Here is a 23,864-nt window from a genome sequence, read left to right on the forward strand (position 1 = left end):
GATGCGGGCCGCACCTGCCGAACTTCTGTCGCCGGCAAGCATCGCCATCATCGGCGCCTCCGACGACGTCGCCAAGACGGCCTCCCGCCCGCTGCGCTACCTGCGGGGAGGCGGCTTCGGTGGTGCGGTCTACCCGATCGCCCGCCGCGGAACGGTCATGGGTGAGCGGGCCTTCCCGTCGCTCGCGGCCCTGCCCGAGCGCCCGGACCACGCCTTCGTGTTGCTACCGACCGAGGGCGCCATGGAGGCCGTGGCCGAGTGCGCGCGGCTGGGCATACCGGCCGTGACCGTGCTCGCCGGTGGCTTCTCGGAGGCGGGGCCGGAGGGCGCGGAGCGCGAGGAGGCGCTGCGGGACATGCTGCGCGGCAGCGGCACGCGGCTGCTCGGGCCCAACAGCATCGGGCTGGTCAACCTGCACCACCGCATGGTGCTGACCGCGAACGCCGCCTTCGCGGAGCCGGACCTGCCCTTGGGCGGTGCCTTCGTTGCCTCCCAGAGCGGCAGCATGATCGGCGCCATCCTCTCGCGCGGGCGAGGAAGAGGGCTGGGCTTCGCGGGCCTCGTATCCGTGGGCGCGGAGGTGGACCTGGAACTTGGTGCCATCTGCGCCTCCACGCTCGACGACCCGCAAGTCACGTCCTACCTCCTCTTCCTCGAAACCTTGCGCGGCGCCGATGCGCTGCGCGACTTCGCGCGCGGGGCCGCCGAGCGCGGGAAGCCGGTGATCGCCTACAAGCTCGGGCGCTCCGTGGAGGCGGCGGAGCTGGCCGAGTCCCACACCGGCGCGCTGGCCGGCGAGGACGACGTGGCCGACGCCCTTTTGCGGGACTGCGGCATCGCGCGCGTGGAGACGCTGGAAGGGCTGCTGGAGGCTCCGGCGCTGCTGCGCCGGCTGCCCATCCGACCAGCCGGCGCGCGCAGGCCGCGCGTCGGCGTGGTGACGACGACGGGCGGCGGGGCGGCGATGGTGGTGGACAACCTCGGCGTTCGCGGCGTGGCCGTTGAGCCGCCCTCCGAGTCCACGCGCGCGAAGCTCGCGGCGGCGGGCATCGACCCTGGCCATGGCCGCATCCTCGACCTGACATTGGCCGGGGTGAAGCCGGAGGTGATGGGGGCCGCGCTGGGCGCGCTGCTTGCCGCGCCCGAGTTCGACGTCGTGGTGGCCGTTGCCGGGTCCTCCTCGCGCTTCCAGCCGGAACTGGTCGTGCAGCCGGTGGTCGAGGCAGCCCGGAACGGCGCCCACATCGCGTCCTTCTGCGTCCCGGAGGCACCTCAGGCCCTCGCCATGCTGGCCGAGGCCGGCGTGCCGGCCTTCCGGACGCCGGAGGCCTGCGCCGACGCCATCATTGCCGCCTTCAGCCGCCGTGCCCCTCGGCCCCGTGCCGCCGTCCCGCCTGCCTCAGCGGGGTGCGCGTACATGCTGGACGAGGCGGAAGCCTACGAGCTTCTCGCCGACATTGGCGTGCCGCACGCACCGTGCATGGCACTGCCCGCGGCCCGGGCCGGTCAGGAAGGCCTGCCCTTTCCCTATCCGGTCGCGGTGAAGATCCTGCACCGGGACATCCTCCACAAGACCGACCTCGGCGGCGTCGTGCTCGGGGTCAGCTCGGACACGGCGCTGGCCGAGGCAGCCGGCCGGATCGTGGCCAGTGTCGCCGAGCGCCGCCCGGCGCTGAGCGCTGGCCGCGTGCTGGTGCAGGCGATGACGAAGCCGCTCGGTGAGGTGCTGGTGGGCTACCGGCGCGACCCGCAGGTCGGGCCGATCATCCTGCTCGCGGCCGGCGGCATCATGACGGAGATCTACCGCGACCGCAGCGTTCGCCTCGCGCCCGTGGACCCTGATGAGGCGCGGGAGATGATCGCCGAGGTACGCGCCCTCCGCGCGCTGGAGGGCTATCGCGGCAAGCCGCGCGGCGACATGGAGGCGCTGGTCGCCGCCATCGTCGCCCTGTCGCGCCTCGTGGAGCGCGGGGACGTCGCGGAGTGCGAGATCAACCCGCTGATGGTGCTCGAGGAAGGACGCGGGGTCCTCGCCGTGGACGCCGTGATACGCCTGGAGGGGGGAAGCCGATGAACGCCCCTCTCCTCGATCTCACCTATCCCCACCCTCGCCTGATCATCGCCGGCCGGTGCGTGGAGCAGGCGCGCGACAGTGAGCCCGTTCTTAATCCCGCAACGGGCGAGACCCTGGGCGAGGTGCCGCACGCGACCGATGCCGATCTGGCAGAGGCGCTCGACGCCGCGGCGCGGGCTTTCCCGGCCTGGCGGGACACAGCACCGCCAGCTCGCGGCCGCATCATCCGCGCCGCTGCCACCCTGTTGCGCGAGCGCCGCACGGCCATCGCCACACTCATCACGCTGGAGATGGGAAAGCCCTACCAGGAGGCACTGGCAGAGATCGAGACAGCAGCCGGCATCTTCGAGTGGCATGCGGGCGAGGGCGAGCGCGCCTACGGCCGGGTGATCCCCGGTGGCGCGCCGGGGGAGCGCCGTCTCGTGCTGCGGTCGCCGCTGGGCCCGATCGCCGCCTTCTCGTCCTGGAACGCGCCTTCCATCACGCCGTCCCGGAAAATCTCGGGGGCGCTGGCGGCGGGATGTCCCGTGATTATCAAGGCCTCCGAGGAGAGCCCCGCCACGGCACTCGCCGTGGCGCAGTGCCTTCTGGATGCCGGTCTCCCCCCAGAATTGCTCAGCGTCGTCTTCGGCGACCCGGCCTGGATCTCTCAGCGCCTGATTGAGGATCCCGTGATCCGCGGGGTCACCTTCACCGGCTCGGTGGGCGTCGGCAAGAAGATCGCCGCCTTGGCCCTGTCCGGGATGAAGCGCACGACGCTGGAACTGGGCGGGCATGCGCCCGTGATCATCTGGGACGACGTGGACGTGGACGCGGTGGCGAAGGCTTCCAGCGCGGCCAAGTTCCGCAACGTGGGCCAGGTCTGCACCTCGCCCACCCGCTTCTACGTGCATGAGCGGGTCTACGACCGCTTCCGCGACGGCGTTGTGGCTGCCGCCAAGGCGATCCGCGTCGGCGACGGTTTCGACCCCGCGACGGCGATGGGCCCGCTGGCGAATGCCCGGCGCGTCACCGCCATGATGGAATTGACCGAGGAGGCGCGCTCGCGTGGCGTGACCATCGCGGCCGGCAGTTCGGCGCCGCAATCACCGGGCTTCTTCTGGAACCCCACCGTGCTGGACGACGCGCGGGAGGACTGCCTTGCCGCAAATGCCGAGCCCTTCGGCCCGCTCGCCCTGTTGCGCCCTGTCGGCTCAGTGGAGGAGGCGCTGGCGCTCGCCAACCGGCTTCCGCTCGGGCTGGCCAGCTACGTCATGGCGCGGGACGGAACCGTGGCGAACCGCCTCGCTGACGGGATCGAGGCAGGCAACGTCGCAGTGAACTCGTGGCGCGCGTCTCTGCCCGAATCTCCCTTCGGAGGCTGGAAGGAGAGCGGCCTGGGCCAGGAGGGCGGCATTGAGGGGCTGGAGGCCTTTCAATCGGTGAAATGCGAGCTGCAGGCCTGAACGGCCGCGGCGAAACGGGAGGAGAAAGAAAGATGACGTTCTGGACCGGCAGGCGATCCCTGCTGATCGGCGGCGGGGCGATGGCCTCCGCTCTGGCGGCACCCGCCCTGCGGGCACAGCCGACGCGCAACGTGCGGATCGGCGTGCTCAGCGACATGAGCGGTCCCTACTCCGCCAACACCGGCCAGGGATCGGTCATAGGCGCGAAGCTAGCGGCGGAGGACTTCATGCGCGCCCGCCCGGGCCTGCGGGTGGAGGTGATCCAAGCAGATTTTCAGAACAAGCCCGATGTCGGCCTCTCGATGGCGCGGGACTGGCTGGACCGGCAGGGCGTGGACGCCATCCTCGACGTGCCCGTCTCCTCCGTCGCGCTCGCTATCGGCGGGCTGGTGGCGGAGAAGGACAAGGTCGCGCTCTTCACCGGCCCCGCCACCGCGGCGCTGACGGGCGCGAGTTGCGGGCCGAACCACGTGCACTGGACTTACGACACCTGGTCTCTCGCGGCCGGAACCGGGCGTGCCCTGGTGGCGGACGGAGCGGACACCTGGTTCTTCATCACCGCCGACTACGCTTTCGGCCATGCGCTGGAAGGCGATACGGCAGGCTTCGTGAAGGAGGCCGGAGGCCGCGTCCTCGGCACCGCCCGTACCCCCTTTCCCGGAACGACCGATTTCTCCTCCTTCCTCGTGCAGGCGCAGGCGAGCCGGGCGAAGGTGATCGGCCTGGCGAATGCCGGGACCGACACGGTGAACTGCGTGAAGCAGGCGGCCGAGTTCGGCGTCACCCGGCGCGGCACGCGGCTGGCGGGGCTGCTGTTCCAGATCGCCGACGTTCACTCGCTCGGGCTGCAGGCCGCGCAGGGGCTCGCGCTGTCGGAGGCCTTCTACTGGGACATGAACGAGGGCACGCGCGCCTTCTCCTCCCGGTTCGCCCCACAGATGGGCGGGCAGAAGCCGGGGATGATCCATGCCGGCGGCTACTCCGCCGTGCTGCACTACCTCAAGGCCCGCGAAGCGCTTGGCGACAATGCCAGCGGCCGCGCGGCGGTCGGCTGGATGAAGGCGAACGGCACGGAGGATCTGCTCTTCGGCCGGGGAACCGTGCGCGCCGACGGCCGCAAGGTGCACGACATGTACCTCTTCCGCGTCAAGACGCCGGAGGAGAGCAAGGGCCCCTGGGATTACTACGGCACCACCCGCACCATCCCCGCCGACGAAGCCTTCCGCCCCATGCGGGGTGCGGGCTGCGCCTTGGTGCCGTCGTGACGCCGGAGGACCTGCCCGGGCTCGTGAACAACGACCCGGTGCTGCGCCGCTGGGGCCGCTTCCTGGACGCCGACGTGATGCTCGCGGTCGGGGCCGAGGAGTGGCTGCTGCGCCTGCGGAACGGCGCCGTGGAGGGCGTGCGCCGCGGCCCCTTCCTCATGCCATCCTGGACTCTCGCCATCCGCATCGAGCCGGCGGCGTGGCGAGACTTCCTCTCACCGGAGCCCCCACCCGGCCGGCACGACCTGATGGCGCTGCTGCGCGGCCGGGAGTTGCGGCTGGAGGGCAACCTGCATCCCTTCATGAGCCACCTCCTGTGGTTCAAGGCCGCGCTCGCCAGACTGCGCGGCGCGCATTCGGAGAGCGCGGCATGATGGAACCGATCCGCGGCGGCTACACCACCATCCCCCTCGGCGGCCAACCGCACCGCATCTATGTCGAGGAGGCCGGAGAGGGCATTCCGCTGCTCCTCCTGCACACCGCGGGCTCCGACACGCGGCAGTGGCGCGGGCTGCTGAACGATGGGCGGGTGACGCGGAACTTCCGCTGCATCACCTTTGACTTGCCCTGGCACGGCAAGTCCTCCCCGCCCAATGGCTGGTGGAAGGAGGAGTACAAGCTCACCACCGCGGCCTATGTCGAAGCGGTCCTCGGCGTCTCCGACGCGCTGGGCCTGGACCGGCCCGTGGTGATGGGCTGCTCGATCGGCGGGCGCGTGGTGCTGGAGCTGGCCGCGGCGCATGGCGCACGCATGGGCGGCGTGATCGGCCTGCAATCCTCCTCCCATGTCGATCCCTATTACGACACGGAGTGGACGCACCGGCCGGACGTGCATGGCGGCGAGGTCTGCGCCGGCATTGTCTCAGGCCTGATGGCGCCGCAATCGCCGGAGGGCGAGCGGTGGGAGACGCTGTGGCACTACATGCAGGGTGGCCCTGGCGTGTTTCGCGGCGACCTGCACTTCTACAAAGCTGAGGGCGACCTGCGCGACCGCCTGGCGATGATCGACACGGCGAAGTGCCCGGTCTGGCTGCTGACGGGCGAGTACGACTACTCCTGCTCGCCGGAGGCGACGCGGGAGACCGCGCGCCATATCCCCGGCAGCGAGGTCACAATCATGTCCCGCCTCGGCCATTTCCCGATGACCGAGAATTACGCGCATTTCGCCGAATTCTTACGGCCGGTGCTGGACCGGGTTCGCGCTGCGGTGACGGAGAGGATCGGGCCATGAGGGTGCCGGGCAAGATCGGGCTCATCGCCGCGGCGGCACTCGCATGAAGGAAGGCGGCGGCCTGGCGGGCGCTTTCCGCCGCCCTCTCCTGCCAGGCATCGAGCACGTCTCTCTCGCCGCGGCGGAGGCCGCCGGGCTGGCGCATTTCGCCGGCCTGCCAGCGAGCCTCCGCATCCTGGCGGAGGATGCGCTACGCCACGGAGAGGAGGAGGCGCTGGCCGCGATCGCCGCCCGCGATCCTTCGGCCACTGTCCGGCTGCGCCCCGCGCGCATCCTCATGCAGGACAGCTCCGGCCTGCCGGTGCTGGCCGACCTCGCCGCCCTTCGCGACACGGCGGAGGACCCGGCCCTGGTGGAGCCAGCCATCCCCGTGGACCTCGTGGTGGACCACTCGGTGGAAGTGGACGTCCATGGTACGCCCGGGGCTGCCGAGGCCAGCCTTGCCATCGAGTTCCGGCGCAACGCCGAGCGCTACCGCTTCCTGCGCTGGGCGCAGGGTGCCTTCCACCGCCTGCGCGTGGTGCCGCCGGGCATGGGCATCATCCATCAGGTGAACCTGGAGATCCTGGCCGAGGGAGTGGTGCTGCGCGACGGCCTCGCCTTCCCCGACACGATGCTGGGCACGGACAGCCACAGCACGATGGTGAATGCGCTCGGTGTTCTCGGCTGGGGCGTGGGCGGGATCGAGGCCCTCGCGGCGATGCTCGGCCGGGCCGTGGCCTTGCGCGTGCCACGCGTCCTTGGCGTTCAGCTTTCGGGTCGTCTGGCAGCGGGCGTGACGGCGACGGACCTCGCCCTGACCCTCACCGAGGCAATGCGCCACCACGGGGTGGTGGGCAAGGTGGTGGAGTTCGATGGGCCGGGCCTGGACGCCCTCTCCCTCGCGGACCGCGCGACGGTGGCCAACATGGCCCCGGAATACGGGGCCACCATGGGCTTCTTCCCCGTGGATGCCGAGACGCTGCGCTACCTCCGCCTGACCGGACGGGACGAGGCGAGGATTGGGCTGGTCGAAGCCTATGCGAAGGCACAGGGCCTCTGGCGCGCTGATGGCGGGCGCGATTTCGACGAGGTGCTGCGTTTCGACCTCGGATCCGTGGAGCCCGTGCTGGCCGGCCCCTCTCGGCCTCAGGAGCGGCGACGCCTCTCGGAGGTCCCGGCCACCCTGCCGCCATTACGGGCCGGGAAGGAGCGGACCGGACTTGTGGACGGCGACGTCGTCATCGCCGCCATCACGAGCTGCACGAATACCGCCAATGCTACCTCCATGCTGCGTGCCGGCCTCCTGGCGCGCGCGGCGCGCCGGCGCGGGCTGGTGCCGAAGCCCTGGGTGAAGGCCTCCCTCTCCCCGGGCTCACGGGTGGTCACCGGCTACCTCGCCGAGATGGGCCTGCTGGACGATCTGTCGGCCCTGGGATTCGCGCTGACGGGCCATGGCTGCATGACTTGCATGGGCAATTCCGGTCCCCTCCCCCCCGATGTCGAGGCGGGCATCCGCGCCGGTGGGCTGAACGTAGCCGCCGTGCTCTCTGGCAACCGCAATTTCGAGGGGCGGGTCCATCCGCTCGTGCGGCTGGGCTATCTCGCCTCGCCGCCGCTCGTCGTCGCCTATGCCCTAGCCGGCACGCTTCGCCGGGACCTGACGGCCGAGCCGCTGGGCCACGACGCCGAAGGGCGCCCGGTGATGCTGTCCGAGCTCTGGCCAGACGACGAGGCCGTGGCGGCTGCCGAGGCCTCCATCCGTCCCGCGCTCTATCTGGCGCGGACCGCGGATGCCTTCGTCGGCAGCCCCGCCTGGCAGGCCATGGTGGCGCCCGGTGGAGCCCGCTTTCCCTGGGATCCGGGGAGCGGATTCCTGCGGCCGCCTCCCTTCGCCACCGGCCCGCTCGCGGCCCCGCAGATCCGGGGCGACGTGACGGGGGCGCGTATCCTCGCCCTGCTCGGCGACGACGTGACGACGGACCACATCTCCCCGATCTCCCGCATTCCCGAGGACTCCGAGGCAGGTACCTGGCTCGTCGCGCAGGGGGCGCCGGCAGGCGACCTCCAGTCCTACAGTGTTCGCCGGGTGAACCATGAGGCCATGGCGCGCGGCACCTTTGCCAACCTGCGCCTGCGGAACCGGCTCGTACCGGGGCGGGAGGGCGGCTTCACTCGCCTTCTGCCCAGTGGCGAGGTCCTTTCCATCCACGGGGCGGCGGCAGCCTACGCCGCGGCGGGGGTGCCGGCGGTGGTGGTGGCCGGCCGCAACTACGGGGCGGGATCGGCGCGGGACTGGGCGGCGAAGGGCACGCGCATCCTCGGTATCCACGCCGTGATCGCGGAGAGCTTCGAGCGCATCCACCGCGCGAACCTCGTCGCCATGGGCGTGCTGCCCCTGGCCTTTCCGGAAGGGACGGGCGCCGAGACGCTCGGACTGACAGGGGAGGAGGAGGTGGACCTCTTCGGCCTGCCACAGGCGATGCGGCCAGGCAGTACGGTGCGGGCGCGCTTCCAGCAGGGAGAGCGCCGCGTCGAGCTGGACCTCCTCTGCGGGATCGAGACGGAGGAGGAGGCGGAGGATCTGGCCGGCGGCGGTGTCCTTCCGCTCATTGCATCGCGCTGGCGGCCGGACCGCGCGGCGTGAGTGTGCGGGTTTCCACCGCTTAGGCATCTAGCTGGCCTGACGGCTGCTCCCCTGCTCCCGCCGCTCTCCCGTCCCCTATAAGGGCGGGGAGCACGGGAAGCGGGGCGCAGGTGTGTGCGCGGGGGGCCTAAGACTTCCGGGACAGAGAAAAAATTCGACCTTACCCATCTCCGGATCCGCCCCGGCCAACCCCGTGACTTTTGAGGAGGGAAGTCGTGCGCGGGATAGGTGGGTAGGAACGCGCGCCCGGGTTATGCCCCCCCCGGGCCTCGCGCGGACACGAAGGTGCACGACCGCTTGGGGAGGGGTCACGGGCAGGTTGCCAGCGGCAAGCACCGGCACCGGCGCGTAAGCACCCGGAAGTGCGCGTGAGCTTGGACTTAGCCCCTCGTGAGTGAGCTGACGCCAGCCTGGGTGTGGATACTCTGCCCAGCGCCAAATTGGCCCAAAAGGCCGACGCGCTCATTGGCTTAGGAGAGGAGGATGGCGGACCCGATGCGGGTCCCATAATACAGCCTTTTCAAAGCGCTGCGCAGGCAAACTGCTAGCACGGCTCCCACTGTTTCCCAATGCTTTTTTCTGGGATCGGCAAACCTCCGGCCATGGCGGGGGTGCCCGATGAGCGCCGGAACGACTCGGGGCGGCATCGCCGGCACCGACGCCCACGATGAGGCATGGGCGGACGCCTACTTGGACGACGAGTCCGGCTCCCCCGACGCCCTGGAACGGGTGCTGACCGTCACCCGGTTCACGAGCCATGCCGCCTCCACGAAGAAAGAGGTAGCGATAACCCTGCGGGACCTCGCCCCGGCCATCCTGAAGCGGACGGCCCCGAAGAAGGACGCCCTGCCCTGGCTGAAGCTGGCCCGGTTCGGAGATCGGAAGACCGAGAAGGGCAGCCTGCGGCATGACGCCAACGTGCTGGCCGTGGACGGCGTGGAGGCGGATTACGACGGTGGCGAGGTGGGCGTGGAGGAGGCCATTGCCCGGCTGAAGGCCGCCCGGCTGGCCGCCCTGGTCTATACCTCGCCCAGCCACACGCCCGAGGCCCCACGCTGGCGTGTCCTGGCGCCCTTCTCCAAGTCCCTGGCGCCGGAGAAGCGCAGGCACATGGCTGAGCGGCTGAACGGCGCCCTGGGCGGCATCCTCGCGGGGGAGTCCTTCGCCCTCTCGCAAGCCTACTTCTACGGCTCCGTTGCCGGGAACCCGGCGCACCGGGTGGAACTGGTGGAAGGTCGCGCGCTGGACCTCGCCCATGACCTCGACGCCGGGGCCGTCGGGAAGGGCAGCAAGCCGCCCAAGGGGGGCGAGGCCGGCGGGCACGTCGCGCCGCTCCGGCGGCCGAAGGACGAGTCCCGCTCCGGCGTCGCGTTCCGCCTCGCCTGTGACCTCGCCCGCGATGGGAAGGGCGAGGCGGAATGGCGGGATCACCCCGACGTGGCCCCCTGGGCGGCCGAGAAGCCGGAACGCGAGGTGGCCCGGACCTGGGCGCGTGCCGCCGCCCGCGTCGAGCCGGAGCGCGCATGGCTGGCCACGCTGATGACGGTGGGCGAGGAGGAGAAGCGCCGAGCCGTGCCGTGCCTGGAGAATGCCGTTGTCACGCTGCGCCTGCACCCGGATTGGGCGGACGTGCTGGCGTTCGACGCCATGGCGCAGACGGTGGTGAAGCTGCGCCCGCTACCGACGCACGACGGGGACGGGCTGGACCGCGCGCCGTATGCCGTGCCGGAGCCGTGGGAGGAGGCGGATACCACGGCTGCGCGGCGGTGGATTCAGCGCATCCGTCTGATGGTCTCCCGGGAGGATATGCGGGAGGCCGTGGAGTTCGTCGCGCGGGATCACCGCTTCCACCCCGTGCGGGACTACCTCGACGGGCTACGGTGGGACGGCACGCCCCGCCTCGCAAACCTCATGCACGCGTACGCGGGCGCCAAGGCCGACCCGTATGCGCAGGGGATCGGCCGCATGTTCCTCATCTCACTGGTCGCGCGCGCCTATGAACCCGGCTGCGAGGTGCATCATATGCCCGCGCTGATCGGTGCCCAGGGGGCCGGAAAGTCCTCGTTCTGCAAGGCGCTGATGCCGCGCCGCGAGTGGTTCAGCGACACGCTCCCCCCGGTAGGAGAGGACTCCGTTCGCACGGCCATGGCGCTGCGCGGGAAATGGCTGATCGAGGTGGCGGAACTGGATGCGTTTCGCCGAACCGACTTCCGCACGCTGAAAGACTTCCTGACGCGCGCGGTGGAGGAGTTCACGCCGAAATATGGGCGCCAGCCCGTCAGGGAGCCGCGCGGCCTCGCCTTCATCGGCACAACAAACGAGTCGGAGTTCCTGAAGGACGACACGGGTAACCGGCGCTTCTGGCCGCTGGAGGTGGGCACACCCGACCTCGACGCCCTGCGGCGGGACCGCGATCAGTTATGGGCAGAGGCGGCCACCGCCTACCGCGCGGGCGAGGCGTGGCACCCGACGCGACGATGGCAGGAGATATATGCGACGCCCGCCCAGGAAGCCGCGCGGGAGGAGGTGGACGCCCGTATCCCGCTGGTGCGCGCGTGGCTGGACGGCGAGCGGTCGCAGTACGGGGAGGACGCCGAGCGGCGGGACCGGGTGACGGCCGCCCAGGTGTGGACGGAAGCCCTGGACGGCCGTGGAAGTCACTTCCCGCGCGCCGATCAGATGGCCGTGGCGAAGATGCTGAAGGCGCTGGGCTGGGAGAAGCGGAAGGTTCGCTACGGCGACAAGACGTTGTGGACCTACTTCCGGCCCGATCCGGCGGCGGACATCTGACATGCTGTGTTCCGACCTCGCCGGCTGTTCCTACCTAGTTCCGACCTACGTTGGAACGCGCAAAAGCCTTGTGGCGCGGGGCGTTTCTGCACCTGTTCCAACCGTTCCAACCTACTTCCTAGAGAGGACTCCCACACACAAGAATAAGGGGGAGCGATATGGGCGCGGGAGGGTCGCGGACGTGCCGGAGACCTTTCCGACCCGAGGTTGGAACATGGAACAGGGCAGCCAAAACCCTGTTAACGTTGGGAGTATCGCGTTCCAACAAGGTCGGAACGGCAGGCTGGAACACGCCGCGCCCTTGCTTGTGGGCGGGCATACCCCGCCCCCGGATGGGTCCTCCCCAGGGGGTGCCGGGGAGCGGGGGGCGCGGAGCCGCGTGATCTCCCTCCATGCAACCGAAAATCCATGCAGGCCGATTTCAGGCCCGTGGAGGCGCGTATGACCGCTACCCCCGCCAAGGCACCTCCGGAGCCCGTGGAGGCGTCCAGCGGCCTCCCTGGCGAGGTATCCGTGGATGTGCTGGCCGACCTGCTGGGCGTCTCGCCCCGAACCCTGGGAAAGTGGGTGGATGCCGGGATCATCCGGCGCTCCGCGCGTGGGCGCTTCCCGCTGCGGGAGTCGCTGCGCGCCGCGTTCGCCCATGCCCAGGCGCCGAAGGCCGCTCCCACTGGCGACAAGGCGCGGCTGCTGGCCGCCCAAGCCGAGAAGGTGGAACTGGCGAACGCGGCCAAGCGCGGCGAACTGGTGCCCAGGGTGACAGTAGCCCGCGAGTGGGCGGACATGCTGGGGCAGGTGCGCGCCTCCATGCTGGCGGTGCCCAGCCGCTTCCACGCGCGCCGGGGCAGCCTGACACCCGGAGATATCGCGGAGCTGGATCGAGTAATCCGGGATGCGCTGGAGGAGCAGGCCAATGATGGAATCTGACGCGCTCTGGCGCCCCGCCCTGGCCCGCCTCCGCGCCGATGCTCTGGGCGTGCTGCGCCCGCCGCCCCGGTTGCGGTTGTCGGAGTGGATGGAGTCCACGCTGAAGCTGCCGGATACCGTCAGCGCGATCCCCGGCCCCGTCCGGCTGTTCCCCTATCAGCGCGAGATCGCGGATGCCCTGACCGATCCGACGCTGGAGCGGGTGACGCTGGTGAAGTCCGTCCGGCTAGGCTTCACGACCCTGCTGTCCGGCCTTATCGCGCACCACGCGGCGAACGATCCCGCCCAGGTGCTCGCACTCCTCCCGACCGAGGCAGATTGCCGCAGGTATGTAGTTGACGATTTGGAGCCTCTGTTCGCGGCGTCGCCCAAGGTGGCCGGGCTGCTGTCGGCGGATGCTGCGGAGGGAGGTGGGCGGAACACGTTGCTGGCGAGGCGCTACCCCGGCGGATCGCTGAAAGTGGTCCCTGGGCGCGCTCCCCGCAATCTGCGGTCTCACAACGTGCGCGTCCTGCTGGTGGATGAGGCGGACGGGATCGAGGTGACGGCCGAGGGTGATCCTGTCCTGCTGGCCGAGCGGCGCACCCTCTCCTTCCCTGACCGGAAGATCATCATCGGCAGCACGCCGACCTTTGAGGCTACCTCTGTCGTGCTGCGGCAGTACGGTCAAAGCGACCGCCGCGTGTTTGAGGTGCCGTGCCCTCATTGCGGCGGCTTCACGGAAATCCTCTGGGAACACATCCGTTGGCCGGAATCGCAGCCCGAGAAGGCCGCGTTCGTCTGCCCGCATTGCGACCGCACGACGGAGGAGCGGCACAAGGCCGACATGGTGGAGGCGGCTCGCTGGCGGGCGACCGCGCCCGAGGTGCAGGGACACGCCGGCTTCAGGCTCAACGCGCTGATTTCGCCGCTGGCGAACGCGCGCTGGGGCATCCTGGCGAGGGAATTTCTAGCCGCAAAGCGCGGCGGCCCGGAGACGCTGCAACCGTTCGTGAACACCATCCTCGCGCAGGGATGGAGAGAGGACGCGGAGGAGATAGACGAGACCGACCTCGCGGCGCGCGTGGAGCCGTTCGGCCTCGACGCTATCCCGGCCGAGGTGCTGTTCATCACCTTGGGCGTTGACGTGCAGCCGGACCGCCTCGAATGCACCTTCCTGGGCTGGACCGCCGAAGGTGTGCCGCTGGTGCTGGCGCACTCCGTGATCTACGGCGACGTGCAGGCCGACACGACTTGGGCGGAACTGGATGACGCGCTAAAGACGACGTGGCCGCATCCGAACGGCGGGACGCTGCGGGTAGATTGCGCGCTGATCGACTCTGGCGACGGCAACACGACCGAGCGCGTGACGGCGTTCTGTAAGGCCCGCCGGCACCTGCGCGTCTTCGCGTGCAAAGGCGATGATGGAAACAGGCCGCCCGTCCAGGCGAGCAAGACACGCGGCACGTCGCTCATGATTGTCGGGGTAGATACGATCAAAGCCCAGCTTCTCGCCCGCGTTGCAGCGCGCAGCATCCGGTTCAGCGCCAGCCTAGAATCCGTGTGGTTCGAACAATTCACGGCCGAGCGGCGGCGCACCCGCTATACCCATGGGCGCCCCGTCCGCTATTTCGAGCGCGTCCCCGGCCGCAGGGCCGAGGCGCTGGATTGCGTGGTGTACGCGGTAGCTGCGCGCGGGCTGGTGCAGGCCGATCCAGCCCGGCGCGCGGAGGAATTGGCTAGTGCAGCCGCGCCGAAGCCCCTTCAGTCGTTCGAGACGATACGAAGCGACTGGATGAGTCGAGGACGGCGATGAGTTCATCATCCCAAGAGCCAGGGTCGAAGGCGATCAACCGCGTACCGTCTTTGTCCCACTCGACGCTCATCAGCTTGCGACCGCGGTTCACGTCCATGACCTGTGTACGCGCCCCGTTGTCACGGGTCCAAACGGTGATGATCCACTCGCCGGCACGGATGGTGCTGCGGTCCGGCTGCCCTTCAGGCCATTGGCTCACGTGTGTCTGTATCAGGCTTTGCACCTTGTCGCGGATGAGGGTGGCGCGCTCCAGGCGCGTCGGATTGATGCTGGGCATGATGCCGCCTTTTGGTCCGGATTGTGGGAGGGGTGCCGCCGGGCAGCGGTGAGGCTGTCCGGCGGCGTTCGCTTCCCGGGTTGGCCCAGGGCCGCTTCCAACAGCCAGGACCACCCCGACTTAAGGTCGTTCCTTTAGTCCGTCAATTGAATTGTTTCTCTCTAAACATCCTTGATTCTGGAAATCACTAAGACCATGTTGGTCATCGACCCCGCCCCGAGAGGATCGGCCGATGTCCGACGACAAGCTTCCCGCTCCGCTGTTCGCCCATCCGGAACCCGGCGGGCGCCTAACCCTGCCGTATGCCGCCCAGCTTATTGGCCTCGTGGTGCCGGATAGCACCGACCCGACGACGCAGCTTCGCCGCCACGTCGCAGAACGGCTGGTCCAGACTCGCTCCGGCCCCGGCGGCGCGAAAGGAATTTGGCTGGCCTGGAGCGACGTGCTGGCCGCCGCTGCCCTTCGCGTCGCTCGCGCGGCGGGCGCCGAGGCCGACGCGATCCAGGCCGCCTCCCGGGCCCTCTACGCCTGGGGGCCGGACCACCCCGCCTCGCGGCAGTCCCACCATCCGGTGACCCATGCGATCTTCGCAGCCAACGACGGGACGGAGTGGGTCCTTCACCTTAACCGTCGCGTTCATCCGCAGACGGCGGCACGACGAGTCGACGCATGCGCGTCGAGCGCGCTTGAACCCTTCCTTCCCGACGGCATCTCGGATGACGGATTCGAGGTGGAGTCCGTCCTCGCCGTTCGTCTGACGCCGCTGGCCCGCCGACTGAAGGCGCTGGCCGAGGCCGACACGACTGCGACCGAGCACTGATCCCATGCCCGTCCGCATCACCCGCATCGGCCCCGCCCCCTCAAGGCGCGTCGCCCGCGCCACTGGCACACGCCAGTGGGCGGATGACGGCTGGAACTACGCCGGGCCGCGTGCGGTTGGTGGCGCCTCAATCGAGGCGGCGGGCGGCCGTCGTGGCGGGGCGACGATCCATCACGCTCCCTCCGCGATGCTGGCGGGCGCGCAGGCCACCATGTGGAAGGCGCGGCACGCCTACTTCAATAACGGGTATATCCGTCGTGCTCTCGACGCCATCGTGACGGCCTGCTGCGGCGCTGGCCCGATGACGACGCCGCAGCATCCGGACGCCACTGTGCGGGCAGCCCTAAGTGCGCACTTCGGTCCCTGGGGGCTGCGCTGCGACGCCGATGGCGGGACTGACCTCGCCGGCCTCATCGCGGCCATCCTGCGCGACGCGCTGCGGGACGGCGACGTATTCGTTCACCTTATCCCGGTGCAGGACGGCCGCCGCCTGTTGCTGAGGATCGTGCCGTCTGAGGCCGTGGACTTCGCGGAGAGCCGTGCCCTGCCGAACGGTGGGCAGATCGTGGCCGGTGTGGAGTTCGACGCCAACGGCACCCGCGTCGCGTATTGGGTGCGCGAGCCCGATCCCTCCGCCTCCTTCGACTCCTACCGCCCCGCCCGCCGCATCCTCGCGACCGACCTACTGCACGTCCGTGAAATCCTGAGCGCTGGGCAGGTGCGCGGGCTGTCGCGGCTCGCAGCCGCGCTCGTGCGGGCCGGGGAACTGGATCAGTTGCAGGACGCCGCGCTGGTAGGCGTAAAGGTGAGCGCCATGCACCTGGGCGTGATCGTGGACCCGGCCGGCGCGGCCTCCGATCCCTTCGATGGACCAATCGCCCATGCTGAACCGGGCACCATGATTCGCCTTCCGGGCGGGCTTGACGTGCGGTGGAACGCCCCTGCGCAGGTGTCCCAGACCGCCGCTTTCATCGCGTCCGAGATTCGCGCTATCGCCACGGCTCTGGGCGTGCCCTCCTTCATCGTCTCGGGCGACCTTTCGGAGGCCAACTTCTCCTCCCTGCGCGCCGGCCTGCAAGCCTTCCGCGCTGAGATTGAGCGCCTGTTCTACACCATGTTGGTGCCGCAGTTGCTGCGTCCGATTTGGGAACGCTGGGTCACGCTATCCTTCCTCGCGGGCGACCTCGATGACCTGGGCGCGCCGGCGCTGGACGACCTTCTTCCGGCCGAGTTCCTGCCGCCCGCGCAACCGTGGATAGATCCGAAAGCCGACATCGCCGCGATCCGGGAAGCCATGGCCGCCGGCATCATGTCCCGCCGTCAGGCCGTAGCCTCGCAGGGCTGGAACATCGAGGCCCTGGACGCGGAGATCGCGGCCGACCGCGAGCGCGAACGGGCTCTTGGCATCGGCCCCTTCCCGATCCCGGCCAACGGCCAGCCCGCCGCCGAAGCGCCGGAAATAACTTCCGACGAATCGCCCGCCGACGATCAGGAGCCCGAGACGTGAGCCGCAGTTCCTTCACACGCCCCACCCGATTCGGCCGTCTCCGGCCCCTGCCGAAGGAGTTGTCTGGCACGGGCATGAGGCCGGACCTGAGCGAAGGGTATGGGCGAGGCATGGAAGCGGCCATGCCGCCATCCCGACATCTCCGGCGCGCCGCTGCGGCCCTGCGCCGCAAGGAAGAGGAGAGTCGCTAAATGCCCGAAATCTCGCGGATTCGATACATGGGCGACGCGAAGCCCGCACGCCGTGCGCTGCGGGGCGGAAAGCCTTCGATGCAGCCGGCCGGAAATAACTTCCGACTGCCGCATGAAGGCGCGCCGCAGTCCTCCCGCGCCCAGCGCCGGGCCGCACTGAAGATCAATCGCGAGGCCCGCCCATGAGCGAGACCCTGACCCGCGCCGCCGATCCCGGCATGCTGACGCGCCGCGCACCGGGACCGTCACTCCGTCCGGCCAGCATCAACGAGGCCGAGCGCACGGTTTTGGCCGTGCTCTCGTCGGGCGCGAGCGTGCAGCGCGGCGGCTATATCGAGCGCCTGAGCCTTGGTCCGGCCAATCTGGAACTGCCGCGATCCCTGCCCCTACTGGACAACCACAACGGGGCCAGCGTCCAGCATGTGATCGGTTCCGTGGACCAGATACGTCGCGAGACCGACGCCCAGGGAAGGCACACCATCGTTGGGCGGCTCCGGCTTGCTGACGACCACGCCTGGGGGCTGGTCAAGGACGGCCACCTGTCCGGCGTGAGTGTCGGATACGTCGTCATGACCTGGGCGGATTCGACCGAAGGCGGGCAGCGCGTCCGCACGGCCGGCCGTCTCGCCCTTCGCGAAGTCAGTCTCGTCATCGCGCCCGCCGACGACGGCGCGCGCATCCGTTCCACCCCCTCCCAGGAGTCTCGTACCATGCCGCCAGAAATCGAAGCCCTTGCCACGGAGCATGAAGCGCCCGCCGCCCAGCCGGGCGAGATGCAGACCCGCGCCGCCATCAATGCGGAAATCCGTAGCATTGCCCGTGCAGCAAATCTGGGCGCCGAGTTCGCGGACGCCCAGATTGACGCGGGGGCCACGGTGGAGCAGACGCGGGCTGCCGCGTTCGAGCACCTGACCCGCAGCGCGCAGCCGATCCGCACGCATGTGGGCGTGCAGCACGATGCCCCGGAACTGATCCACGCGCGGCAAGTGGAAGCCCTGGCGCATCGCAATGCGCCCGACCTCTGCCCGCTGTCCGATGCCGCCCGTCCCTATGCCGGGATGACGCTGGCCGGGATGGCGCGCGATGCCCTGGCGCGCAACGGGGAGCGCGGGCTTGGCAGCATGTCCGATGAGGCCGTCCTGATTCGGGCTCAACATACGGTGAGCGATTTCCCCGCCCTTCTGGATGGCGCTGGCGAGCACATCCTTTTGGCGTCCTACACGGCCGCCGCCTCGCCCGTCCGCACGACCCTGGCACGCCAGCGTCTCGCCCGCGACTTCCGCGCCATCTCCCTGCTGCGCCTAGATGGGCCGGGCACGCTTCAGCGCGTGACCGAGTCCGGCGAGATCAAGGCTGTTACGGCGGCCGAGGCGAAGGAAGGCTTCGCGCTGGAGACCTTCGCCGGCCTCTTCAACTTGAGCCGCAAGGCGCTGGTGAACGACGACCTGGGCGCCTTCGCGGATTGGCAGCGGCAGATGGGTAAGGCTGCGGCCGAGACCGAGGCCGCTACCATCGTCGGCCTGCTGACGGCGAATGCCGGCATGGGCGCCAAGCTGGGCGATGGGAAGACCCTCTTCCACGCCGATCACGGCAACCTGCTGACAGGTGATAGCCTCTCCGTTGAGGCCCTGACGGCCGCGCGGACAGCGATGCGCCGGCAACGCAATCCGAATAACACGCCGGCCAATGTCACGCCCCGGTTCCTGCTGGTCGCGCCTGAGCAGGAGACCGAGGCCGAGCAGGTGGTCGGCGCGCTGACCGCCACCACCACGGAGGCCGTCAATCCGTTCGGCGGCAAGCTGACCGTGCTGGTGGAGCCCCGGCTTCCGGCAGGCGCCTGGATGCTGTTCGCGGACCCGGCCACTTCGCCCGTCATCCAGTGCGGTTACCTGTCCAGCGCGCCGGGGCCGCAACTTGCCTCGCGTGACGGATGGGACGTGCTGGGCCGCAGCTTCCGCGTCGTCCTCGATTTCGGCTGCGGCGTGACCGACTTCCGGGGCGCCCAGCGTAATCCGGGCGACGCGATCTAAGGCGGCCGGACGATGGACGACCTCGCCCAACTGATCGCTTGGCGCGCGAAGCTGCTGAACCTCCGGATGGGCGGGGTCCGCGAGATCACGGATGCAGGTGGAGATCGGGTGCGGTTCGGCAGCGATGCCGAACTGGCTCGCGCCATTGCTTCCGTGGAGGCGGCCATCCTGCGAGCCGGCCGCGCCACCCCTCACACCATCATCTTCCGAACCTCGAAAGGACTCTGACCATGCGCAACTTCATCCAGCGTGGGGACACGCTGACCATCCCCGCTCCGGCCGACGTGCTGTCCGGTGGAGTCGTGCAAGTGGGCGTCATCGTCGGAGTGGCGAACGGCTCTGCCACCCAGGGCGCGCCCGTGGACGTGGATGTAACCGGAGTCTTCAGCCTGCCCAAGGTGGCGGCCGACGCCTTCGCCGTGGGTGATGCCGCCTACTACGCCAGCGGCACGAAGCTGGTCACGAAGACGGCCAGCGGAAACACGAAGCTGGGCGTCGCGACCGAGCCGGCGGGCTCAGGGGCGGCCGAAGTGGCCGTCAGGCTGTCCGGCGCTCTGTGACCGGCTGGAAGTAACTTCCGATGTCCCGCCGCGCCCAGCCCGGGGAGGCCGCGACACCCTCCCCGGCGGGCGCGGTGGGCGCCTTCGACGCCCTGCCCCCCGGCGTCCTACCCTTCGCCGTAAGCCGAACCCAGGCCGCCGCCCTGCTGGGCATTTCCCCTTCCTTCTTTGATACCCTTGTGACCGATGCGCGGATGCCCGCACCCTTCGAGATCGGGGGCCGGGTCCTCTGGGACCCCGAGGAACTACGCGCCGCCTTCCGTGCCATGCCTCGCCGGGGGCAACCTGCGCGCAGCAACACCTGGGACTGAGACCGTGGCGAAGATCGCGCTCCCCTATGTCCACCGCTTCCGGGATCGGCACGGCACGACCCGGTATTACTTCCGCCGCCCAGGCTATGCGCGGGCGACCATCCCCGGCCTGCCCGGCTCCCCAGAGTTCATGGCCGTGTATCAGGCCGCCCTTGCCGGCCAGCCGGTGCCCGTCGGCGCCCAGCGGACGGAGGCCGGGACAATGGAAGCGCTGATCCTCGCGTGGTACTCGTCCAGCGACTTCAAGCGTCTCGCGCCGGCCACCCAAGCCACCTATCGCGGGATCGCGGAACGTATCCGCGCGGATCACGGTGACAAGCTGGTGGGCGACCTCGACGCGCCCAGGCTGCGCCGCCTGCTAGATGGGAAGGCCGACAAACCGGCTGCCGCGAACAACCTCCTCCGCATCTTCAAGTACCTCATGCGCTACGCCGTAGAGCGCGGCTGGCGTAAGGATGACCCGACCCAGGGCGTGCGGAAGGTGCGCGCCAAGGTGAAGGGCTTCCATAGCTGGACCGAGGAGGAGATTGCCGCTTTCGAGGAGAAGTGGCCCCTAGGGACGCGCGCCCGGCTGGCCCTCGCCCTCCTCCTCTACACCGGCCAGCGGCGCGGAGATGTGGTCCGGATGGGCCGCCAGCATCTCCGGACGGTGGAGCGCGACGGCAAGGCACTGACGGTTCTGGACGTGGTGCAAAATAAGACGGGCGCCCGGCTGACGATCCCGGTCCACCCGGCGCTGACGGATGCCAAGGACGCCCACAAGTCCGGACATCTGACCTTCTTGACCGCCAGGGCGGGCAAGCCCTTCTCGCCGGAGGGCTTTTCCAACTGGTTCACGGCCTGCGCCCGTGACGCCGGACTGCCTGCCGGCTGTAGCCCCCACGGCCTTCGCAAGGCCGCTGCACGGCGGCTGGCCGAGGCCGGATGCACGGCGAACGAGATCGGCGCGATCACCGGCCACGCCACGCTGTCGGAGATCACGCGATACACGCGGGCTGCGGATCAGGTGCGGCTGGCCGCAACTGCCATGTCCAGGCTCAACAGAACGGCAGAGGCATGAAAGGATGAGAGGCAACCCCCTGGCCGGGGTTGCCTCTCTAAACACTAACCAACTGTAAGGACTGGAAAATGCAAACTCTGTGGCGGACCCGATACGATTCGAACGTACGACCTTTGCCTTCGGAGGGCAACGCTCTATCCAGCTGAGCTACGGGTCCTCGCCGGGCGCTCTTGTAGCCGCTCCGGCCGCCGGGGGGAACCCCCCGGCGGCAACCTGTTCAGGCCGCCAGCGGAACCGAGGCGGGCTCCGTCGCCATCGCCAGCGCCGCCTGCCGGGCATGATCCACCCGGCGGGTCCAGCCCCGCCCGAAGGTCGGGAAGGTGCTGAGGCCCCGATAGTAGGCCAGCCGCCCCTCGGCCAGCCGGCCGATCAGCTCCGCGCTCCGGCAGGCCCGCACCGCGGCCAGGGTGATCGGCCCCACCGATCCGTCCGGGGTAACCCCGACCGAGCGCTGAAGCAGGCGCAGGCTGCGGCCGGCCCCGGCATTCACCCCGAAATCGAAGACCATGAGGTCGATCCCGGCTGGCAAATCGGCGCAGCGCATCGGGGTCCAGTAGCGGGCCCGGTAGATTTCGCGCGCCTCCGCCCGGGTCAGGCTCCGGACATCCTCCTCCGTCACCTCCGCGTCCCGGAACTCCGAGAGGGTTCGGAGAGCGATGCCCATGTTGGTGGCGCCACCGGGGTCGGACGGGTGGTTCACGAAGCCACCCTCGGCCCGCAGCACCACCTTCAGGCAGGCTTCGAAGCGCTCCTCCCCGGAATCGGTGCCGGAAGGGGTGGCGAGGGAGACCGGCCGCAGCGCGGTCGTTCCGGCCTCACGCATCGGCGCGCCGTCCCGTAGCGTGGCCATCGCCGCCTGCGCCTGCTGCATCTGGGCCTGCTGCAGCCGCCCGACCATCGCGTCCTTGTCCCGCGAGGACTGGGAGGAGCCGATCCAGAAGTTCACCACGGCCGCGAAGGCCGCGCCCAGGGATCCCACGGTGATGTTGATGACGGAGGCCACCTGCGGGTCGAAGCGCGCCGCGCCTCCAGGCCCCGCATCGAGGGTGACGAGAAGGATCAGCACCGCGAAGAAGCCCAGCACCACCAGGCTGGAGACGGTGGCGGGGCCCCAGGCCAGGCGGCTGCCGCCCCGCAGCATCTCCGCCATGTTCGCCCGGGCCGATTGCGTGTCGGAGAGGGTGGCGCGCAACCTGTCCAACTCGGCATTCCGCTGCCCGGCCTCGCGCTCCGCCGAAAGGCGCTCCCCCTCCAAGGCGATCTCGGCGAGCCGGATGCGCAGCGCATTCGCCTTTTCGGGGTCGGCGGCCAGGGCGGCACGGGCGGCGGCGGGGTCCTCGGTGCCCGTGACCTGCCGGATCGCCTCGGTCACTGTCCCGGCCATGGTGCCGGCGCGGTCGCCGGCGATCAGTCGCACGATCTCCGGCGCGAGGGCGGCTGCGACCGCGATGAGGGGAAATGCCACGGATGGACTCCTGCCAAAGAACAGAACAGGAACATAAACCCCGAACGGATAGGAAATCAAGCCTTTTCGTCAGGAGCGCCTTGTTCGCCCGCCCCGGAAGGGAGCATCCTGCCGCCCTGCCCGAAGGTGTGCTGCGATGAACGAGATGTCCCTCCCGCGTCCGAACAACCTCGACTCGTTCTGGATGCCCTACTCCGACAACCGGTACTTCAAGCAGAACCCGCGCATGCTCGCCCGAGCCGAGGGCATGTCCTACTACACGCCGGAGGGCCGTGAGGTGCTGGACGGCACGGCCGGCCTCTGGTGCTGCAATGCGGGCCATGGCCGCCGCGAGATCGTCGAAGCCATCCAGAAGCAGGCCGCGCTGATGGATTTCGCGCCGACCTTCCAGCTCGGCCATCCCATCGCCTTCGAAGCGGCGGCGCGCGTGGCGGAGATGACGCCCGCCGGCATCGACAAGGTGTTCTTCACCAATTCGGGCAGCGAGAGCGCGGATACCGCGCTGAAGATCGCCCTCGCCTACCAGAAGGCCCGCGGCCAGTCCCAGCGCGTGCGACTGATCGGGCGGGAGCGCGGCTATCACGGCGTCGGCTTCGGCGGCATGTCGGTGGGCGGCATCGGCGGCAACCGCAAGCAGTTCGGCGCCATGCTCCCCTATGTGGACCACCTGCCGCACACGCATGACCCCAAGCGAAACGCCTTCGCCAAGGGCCAGCCGGAGCACGGCATCGAGCTGGCGGACCGGCTGGAGGATCTCGTCGCGCTGCATGGGGACACCATCGCGGCGGTGATGGTGGAGCCGGTGGCGGGCTCCACCGGCGTGCTGGTGCCGCCCACGGGCTACCTGCAGCGCCTGCGCGAGCTTTGCGACAAGCACGGCATCCTGCTGATCTTCGACGAGGTCATCACCGGCTTCGGCCGCCTCGGCACGGATTTCGGCGCCGAGCGCCTGGGCGTGACGCCGGATATCATGACCATGGCGAAGGGCCTGACCAACGCCGCCGTGCCCATGGGCGCCGTCGCCACCTCCAACGAGGTGTTCGACACGGTGGTGAACGGCTCCCCCGCCGGCATCGAGCTGTTCCACGGCTACACCTATTCCGGCCATCCGCTGGCCTCCGCCGCGGCCATCGCCACCCTCGCCCTTCACCGGGAGGAGGACCTGCCCGGCCGGGCCCGCGCGATCGAGCCCTATTGGCAGGAGGCCGCGCATTCGCTCAGCAGCGCGCCGGGCGTTGTGGACATCCGCGACTTCGGCCTCATCGCCGGGATCGAGCTGGCCCCGCGCGAGGGCAAGCCCGGCGCCCGCGCCATGGACGTGTTCCGCAAGTGCTTCGATGACGGCGTGCTGATCCGCGTCACCGGCGACATCATCGCCCTCTCCCCGCCGCTGATCGTGGAGAAGCCCCATGTGGACCGGATCATGGGCACGCTGAGCGACGCGATCCACGCCATCGCCTGATGAGCACAGCGGCCGGGGCCCACGCCCC

Annotated in this window: 20 protein-coding genes and 1 tRNA gene; 18 read left to right on the forward strand and 3 right to left on the reverse strand. The window is 69.8% G+C overall.

The window, feature by feature from the left end; translation table 11 throughout:
• The first annotated feature begins 1 nt into the window (after position 1).
• From BUB97_RS21145 to BUB97_RS21185, 9 genes are all read left to right on the forward strand, one after another.
• Positions 2–2,074, forward strand: a complete 2,073-nt coding sequence (locus BUB97_RS21145; protein ID WP_073138496.1) for an acetate--CoA ligase family protein — start codon at positions 2–4, stop codon at positions 2,072–2,074.
• Positions 2,071–3,519, forward strand: coding sequence for an NAD-dependent succinate-semialdehyde dehydrogenase (locus BUB97_RS21150; RefSeq protein ID WP_073138499.1), 1,449 nt, complete (start codon positions 2,071–2,073; stop codon positions 3,517–3,519). The genes BUB97_RS21145 and BUB97_RS21150 overlap by 4 nt, the downstream gene beginning before the upstream one ends.
• A 32-nt stretch (positions 3,520–3,551) precedes the next feature.
• Positions 3,552–4,784, forward strand: a complete 1,233-nt coding sequence (locus BUB97_RS21155) for an ABC transporter substrate-binding protein (RefSeq protein WP_073138501.1) — start codon at positions 3,552–3,554, stop codon at positions 4,782–4,784.
• Positions 4,781–5,158, forward strand: coding sequence for a hypothetical protein (locus BUB97_RS21160; protein WP_217659726.1), 378 nt, complete (start codon positions 4,781–4,783; stop codon positions 5,156–5,158). The genes BUB97_RS21155 and BUB97_RS21160 overlap by 4 nt, the downstream gene beginning before the upstream one ends.
• A complete protein-coding gene (locus tag BUB97_RS21165; RefSeq protein WP_073138503.1) occupies positions 5,155–6,015 on the forward strand; it encodes an alpha/beta fold hydrolase in 861 nt (286 codons plus the stop codon). The genes BUB97_RS21160 and BUB97_RS21165 overlap by 4 nt, the downstream gene beginning before the upstream one ends.
• A gap of 43 nt (positions 6,016–6,058) precedes the next feature.
• A complete protein-coding gene (acnA, locus tag BUB97_RS21170; protein WP_073138505.1) occupies positions 6,059–8,641 on the forward strand; it encodes an aconitate hydratase AcnA in 2,583 nt (860 codons plus the stop codon).
• Between the two features lie 690 nt (positions 8,642–9,331).
• Positions 9,332–11,431, forward strand: a complete 2,100-nt coding sequence (locus tag BUB97_RS21175; RefSeq protein WP_175562703.1) for a virulence-associated E family protein — start codon at positions 9,332–9,334, stop codon at positions 11,429–11,431.
• 441 nt (positions 11,432–11,872) lie between these two features.
• On the forward strand, positions 11,873–12,358 hold the full coding sequence (locus BUB97_RS21180) for a hypothetical protein (protein WP_139281411.1): 486 nt from the start codon (positions 11,873–11,875) through the stop codon (positions 12,356–12,358).
• Positions 12,345–14,153 carry a phage terminase large subunit family protein gene (locus tag BUB97_RS21185; RefSeq protein WP_217659727.1) on the forward strand — a complete coding sequence of 603 codons (1,809 nt, stop codon included), beginning with the start codon at positions 12,345–12,347 and terminating at the stop codon, positions 14,151–14,153. The genes BUB97_RS21180 and BUB97_RS21185 overlap by 14 nt, the downstream gene beginning before the upstream one ends.
• On the opposite strand, the gene BUB97_RS25945 is transcribed toward BUB97_RS21185, so the two are convergent.
• On the reverse strand, positions 14,077–14,430 hold the full coding sequence (locus BUB97_RS25945) for a hypothetical protein (protein ID WP_139281412.1): 354 nt from the start codon (positions 14,428–14,430) through the stop codon (positions 14,077–14,079). The genes BUB97_RS21185 and BUB97_RS25945 overlap by 77 nt on opposite strands.
• Before the next feature lie 232 nt (positions 14,431–14,662).
• Between BUB97_RS25945 and BUB97_RS21190 the strand changes: the two genes are divergently transcribed.
• The 8 genes from BUB97_RS21190 to BUB97_RS21220 all read left to right on the forward strand — a co-directional run bounded on the left by BUB97_RS21190 (position 14,663) and on the right by BUB97_RS21220 (position 20,909).
• Positions 14,663–15,250 (forward strand): hypothetical protein, encoded by a 588-nt coding sequence (locus BUB97_RS21190; protein WP_073138510.1) that lies wholly within the window; start codon positions 14,663–14,665, stop codon positions 15,248–15,250.
• Positions 15,251–15,254: 4 nt separating this feature from the next.
• On the forward strand, positions 15,255–16,757 hold the full coding sequence (locus BUB97_RS21195) for a phage portal protein (RefSeq protein WP_073138513.1): 1,503 nt from the start codon (positions 15,255–15,257) through the stop codon (positions 16,755–16,757).
• Between the two features lie 218 nt (positions 16,758–16,975).
• Entirely contained in the window at positions 16,976–17,134 is a 159-nt protein-coding gene (locus BUB97_RS25950) for a hypothetical protein (RefSeq protein WP_175562704.1), read from the forward strand.
• A complete protein-coding gene (locus tag BUB97_RS21200; RefSeq protein WP_073138517.1) occupies positions 17,131–18,978 on the forward strand; it encodes a prohead protease/major capsid protein fusion protein in 1,848 nt (615 codons plus the stop codon). Before BUB97_RS25950 ends, BUB97_RS21200 begins: the two co-directional genes overlap by 4 nt.
• A gap of 12 nt (positions 18,979–18,990) precedes the next feature.
• The gene (locus tag BUB97_RS21205) at positions 18,991–19,206 is read left to right on the forward strand and encodes a phage head-tail joining protein (protein ID WP_073138521.1); all 216 of its coding nucleotides are present in this window, start codon (positions 18,991–18,993) and stop codon (positions 19,204–19,206) included.
• Between the two features lie 2 nt (positions 19,207–19,208).
• On the forward strand, positions 19,209–19,538 hold the full coding sequence (locus BUB97_RS21210; protein WP_073138526.1) for a DUF2190 family protein: 330 nt from the start codon (positions 19,209–19,211) through the stop codon (positions 19,536–19,538).
• 20 nt (positions 19,539–19,558) lie between these two features.
• A complete protein-coding gene (locus tag BUB97_RS21215; RefSeq protein ID WP_086062434.1) occupies positions 19,559–19,849 on the forward strand; it encodes a helix-turn-helix transcriptional regulator in 291 nt (96 codons plus the stop codon).
• 4 nt (positions 19,850–19,853) lie between these two features.
• Positions 19,854–20,909, forward strand: coding sequence for a site-specific integrase (locus tag BUB97_RS21220; RefSeq protein WP_073138529.1), 1,056 nt, complete (start codon positions 19,854–19,856; stop codon positions 20,907–20,909).
• A gap of 80 nt (positions 20,910–20,989) precedes the next feature.
• Here BUB97_RS21220 and BUB97_RS21225 read toward each other — a convergent pair.
• Together BUB97_RS21225 and BUB97_RS26585 are read right to left on the reverse strand one after the other, a co-directional pair.
• Positions 20,990–21,066, reverse strand: a tRNA-Arg gene (locus tag BUB97_RS21225).
• 60 nt (positions 21,067–21,126) lie between these two features.
• Positions 21,127–22,374, reverse strand: a complete 1,248-nt coding sequence (locus BUB97_RS26585; protein WP_217659728.1) for a glycoside hydrolase family 108 protein — start codon at positions 22,372–22,374, stop codon at positions 21,127–21,129.
• A gap of 136 nt (positions 22,375–22,510) precedes the next feature.
• Between BUB97_RS26585 and BUB97_RS21235 the strand changes: the two genes are divergently transcribed.
• A complete protein-coding gene (locus BUB97_RS21235; RefSeq protein WP_456306342.1) occupies positions 22,511–23,836 on the forward strand; it encodes an omega-aminotransferase AptA in 1,326 nt (441 codons plus the stop codon).
• Positions 23,837–23,864 lie beyond the last annotated feature (28 nt).

Source organism: Muricoccus roseus (assembly GCF_900141905.1).
Classification (GTDB): Bacteria; Pseudomonadota; Alphaproteobacteria; order Acetobacterales; family Acetobacteraceae; genus Roseomonas; species Roseomonas rosea.

Excerpts from the sequence above, each read along its gene's own strand:
- BUB97_RS21145 (WP_073138496.1), top strand. The coding sequence starts at position 2 with ATGCGGGCCGCACCTGCCGAACTTCTGTCGCCGGCAAGCATCGCCATC.
- BUB97_RS21150 (WP_073138499.1), top strand. The coding sequence starts at position 2,071 with ATGAACGCCCCTCTCCTCGATCTCACCTATCCCCACCCTCGCCTGATC.
- BUB97_RS21155 (WP_073138501.1), top strand. The coding sequence starts at position 3,552 with ATGACGTTCTGGACCGGCAGGCGATCCCTGCTGATCGGCGGCGGGGCG.
- BUB97_RS21165 (WP_073138503.1), top strand. The coding sequence starts at position 5,155 with ATGATGGAACCGATCCGCGGCGGCTACACCACCATCCCCCTCGGCGGC.
- acnA (WP_073138505.1), top strand. The coding sequence starts at position 6,059 with ATGAAGGAAGGCGGCGGCCTGGCGGGCGCTTTCCGCCGCCCTCTCCTG.
- BUB97_RS21180 (WP_139281411.1), top strand. The coding sequence starts at position 11,873 with ATGACCGCTACCCCCGCCAAGGCACCTCCGGAGCCCGTGGAGGCGTCC.
- BUB97_RS21185 (WP_217659727.1), top strand. The coding sequence starts at position 12,345 with ATGATGGAATCTGACGCGCTCTGGCGCCCCGCCCTGGCCCGCCTCCGC.
- BUB97_RS25945 (WP_139281412.1), bottom strand. The coding sequence starts at position 14,430 with ATGCCCAGCATCAATCCGACGCGCCTGGAGCGCGCCACCCTCATCCGC.
- BUB97_RS21190 (WP_073138510.1), top strand. The coding sequence starts at position 14,663 with ATGTCCGACGACAAGCTTCCCGCTCCGCTGTTCGCCCATCCGGAACCC.
- BUB97_RS21195 (WP_073138513.1), top strand. The coding sequence starts at position 15,255 with ATGCCCGTCCGCATCACCCGCATCGGCCCCGCCCCCTCAAGGCGCGTC.
- BUB97_RS25950 (WP_175562704.1), top strand. The coding sequence starts at position 16,976 with ATGGGCGACGCGAAGCCCGCACGCCGTGCGCTGCGGGGCGGAAAGCCT.
- BUB97_RS21200 (WP_073138517.1), top strand. The coding sequence starts at position 17,131 with ATGAGCGAGACCCTGACCCGCGCCGCCGATCCCGGCATGCTGACGCGC.
- BUB97_RS21205 (WP_073138521.1), top strand. The coding sequence starts at position 18,991 with ATGGACGACCTCGCCCAACTGATCGCTTGGCGCGCGAAGCTGCTGAAC.
- BUB97_RS21210 (WP_073138526.1), top strand. The coding sequence starts at position 19,209 with ATGCGCAACTTCATCCAGCGTGGGGACACGCTGACCATCCCCGCTCCG.
- BUB97_RS21215 (WP_086062434.1), top strand. The coding sequence starts at position 19,559 with ATGTCCCGCCGCGCCCAGCCCGGGGAGGCCGCGACACCCTCCCCGGCG.
- BUB97_RS21235 (WP_456306342.1), top strand. The coding sequence starts at position 22,511 with ATGAACGAGATGTCCCTCCCGCGTCCGAACAACCTCGACTCGTTCTGG.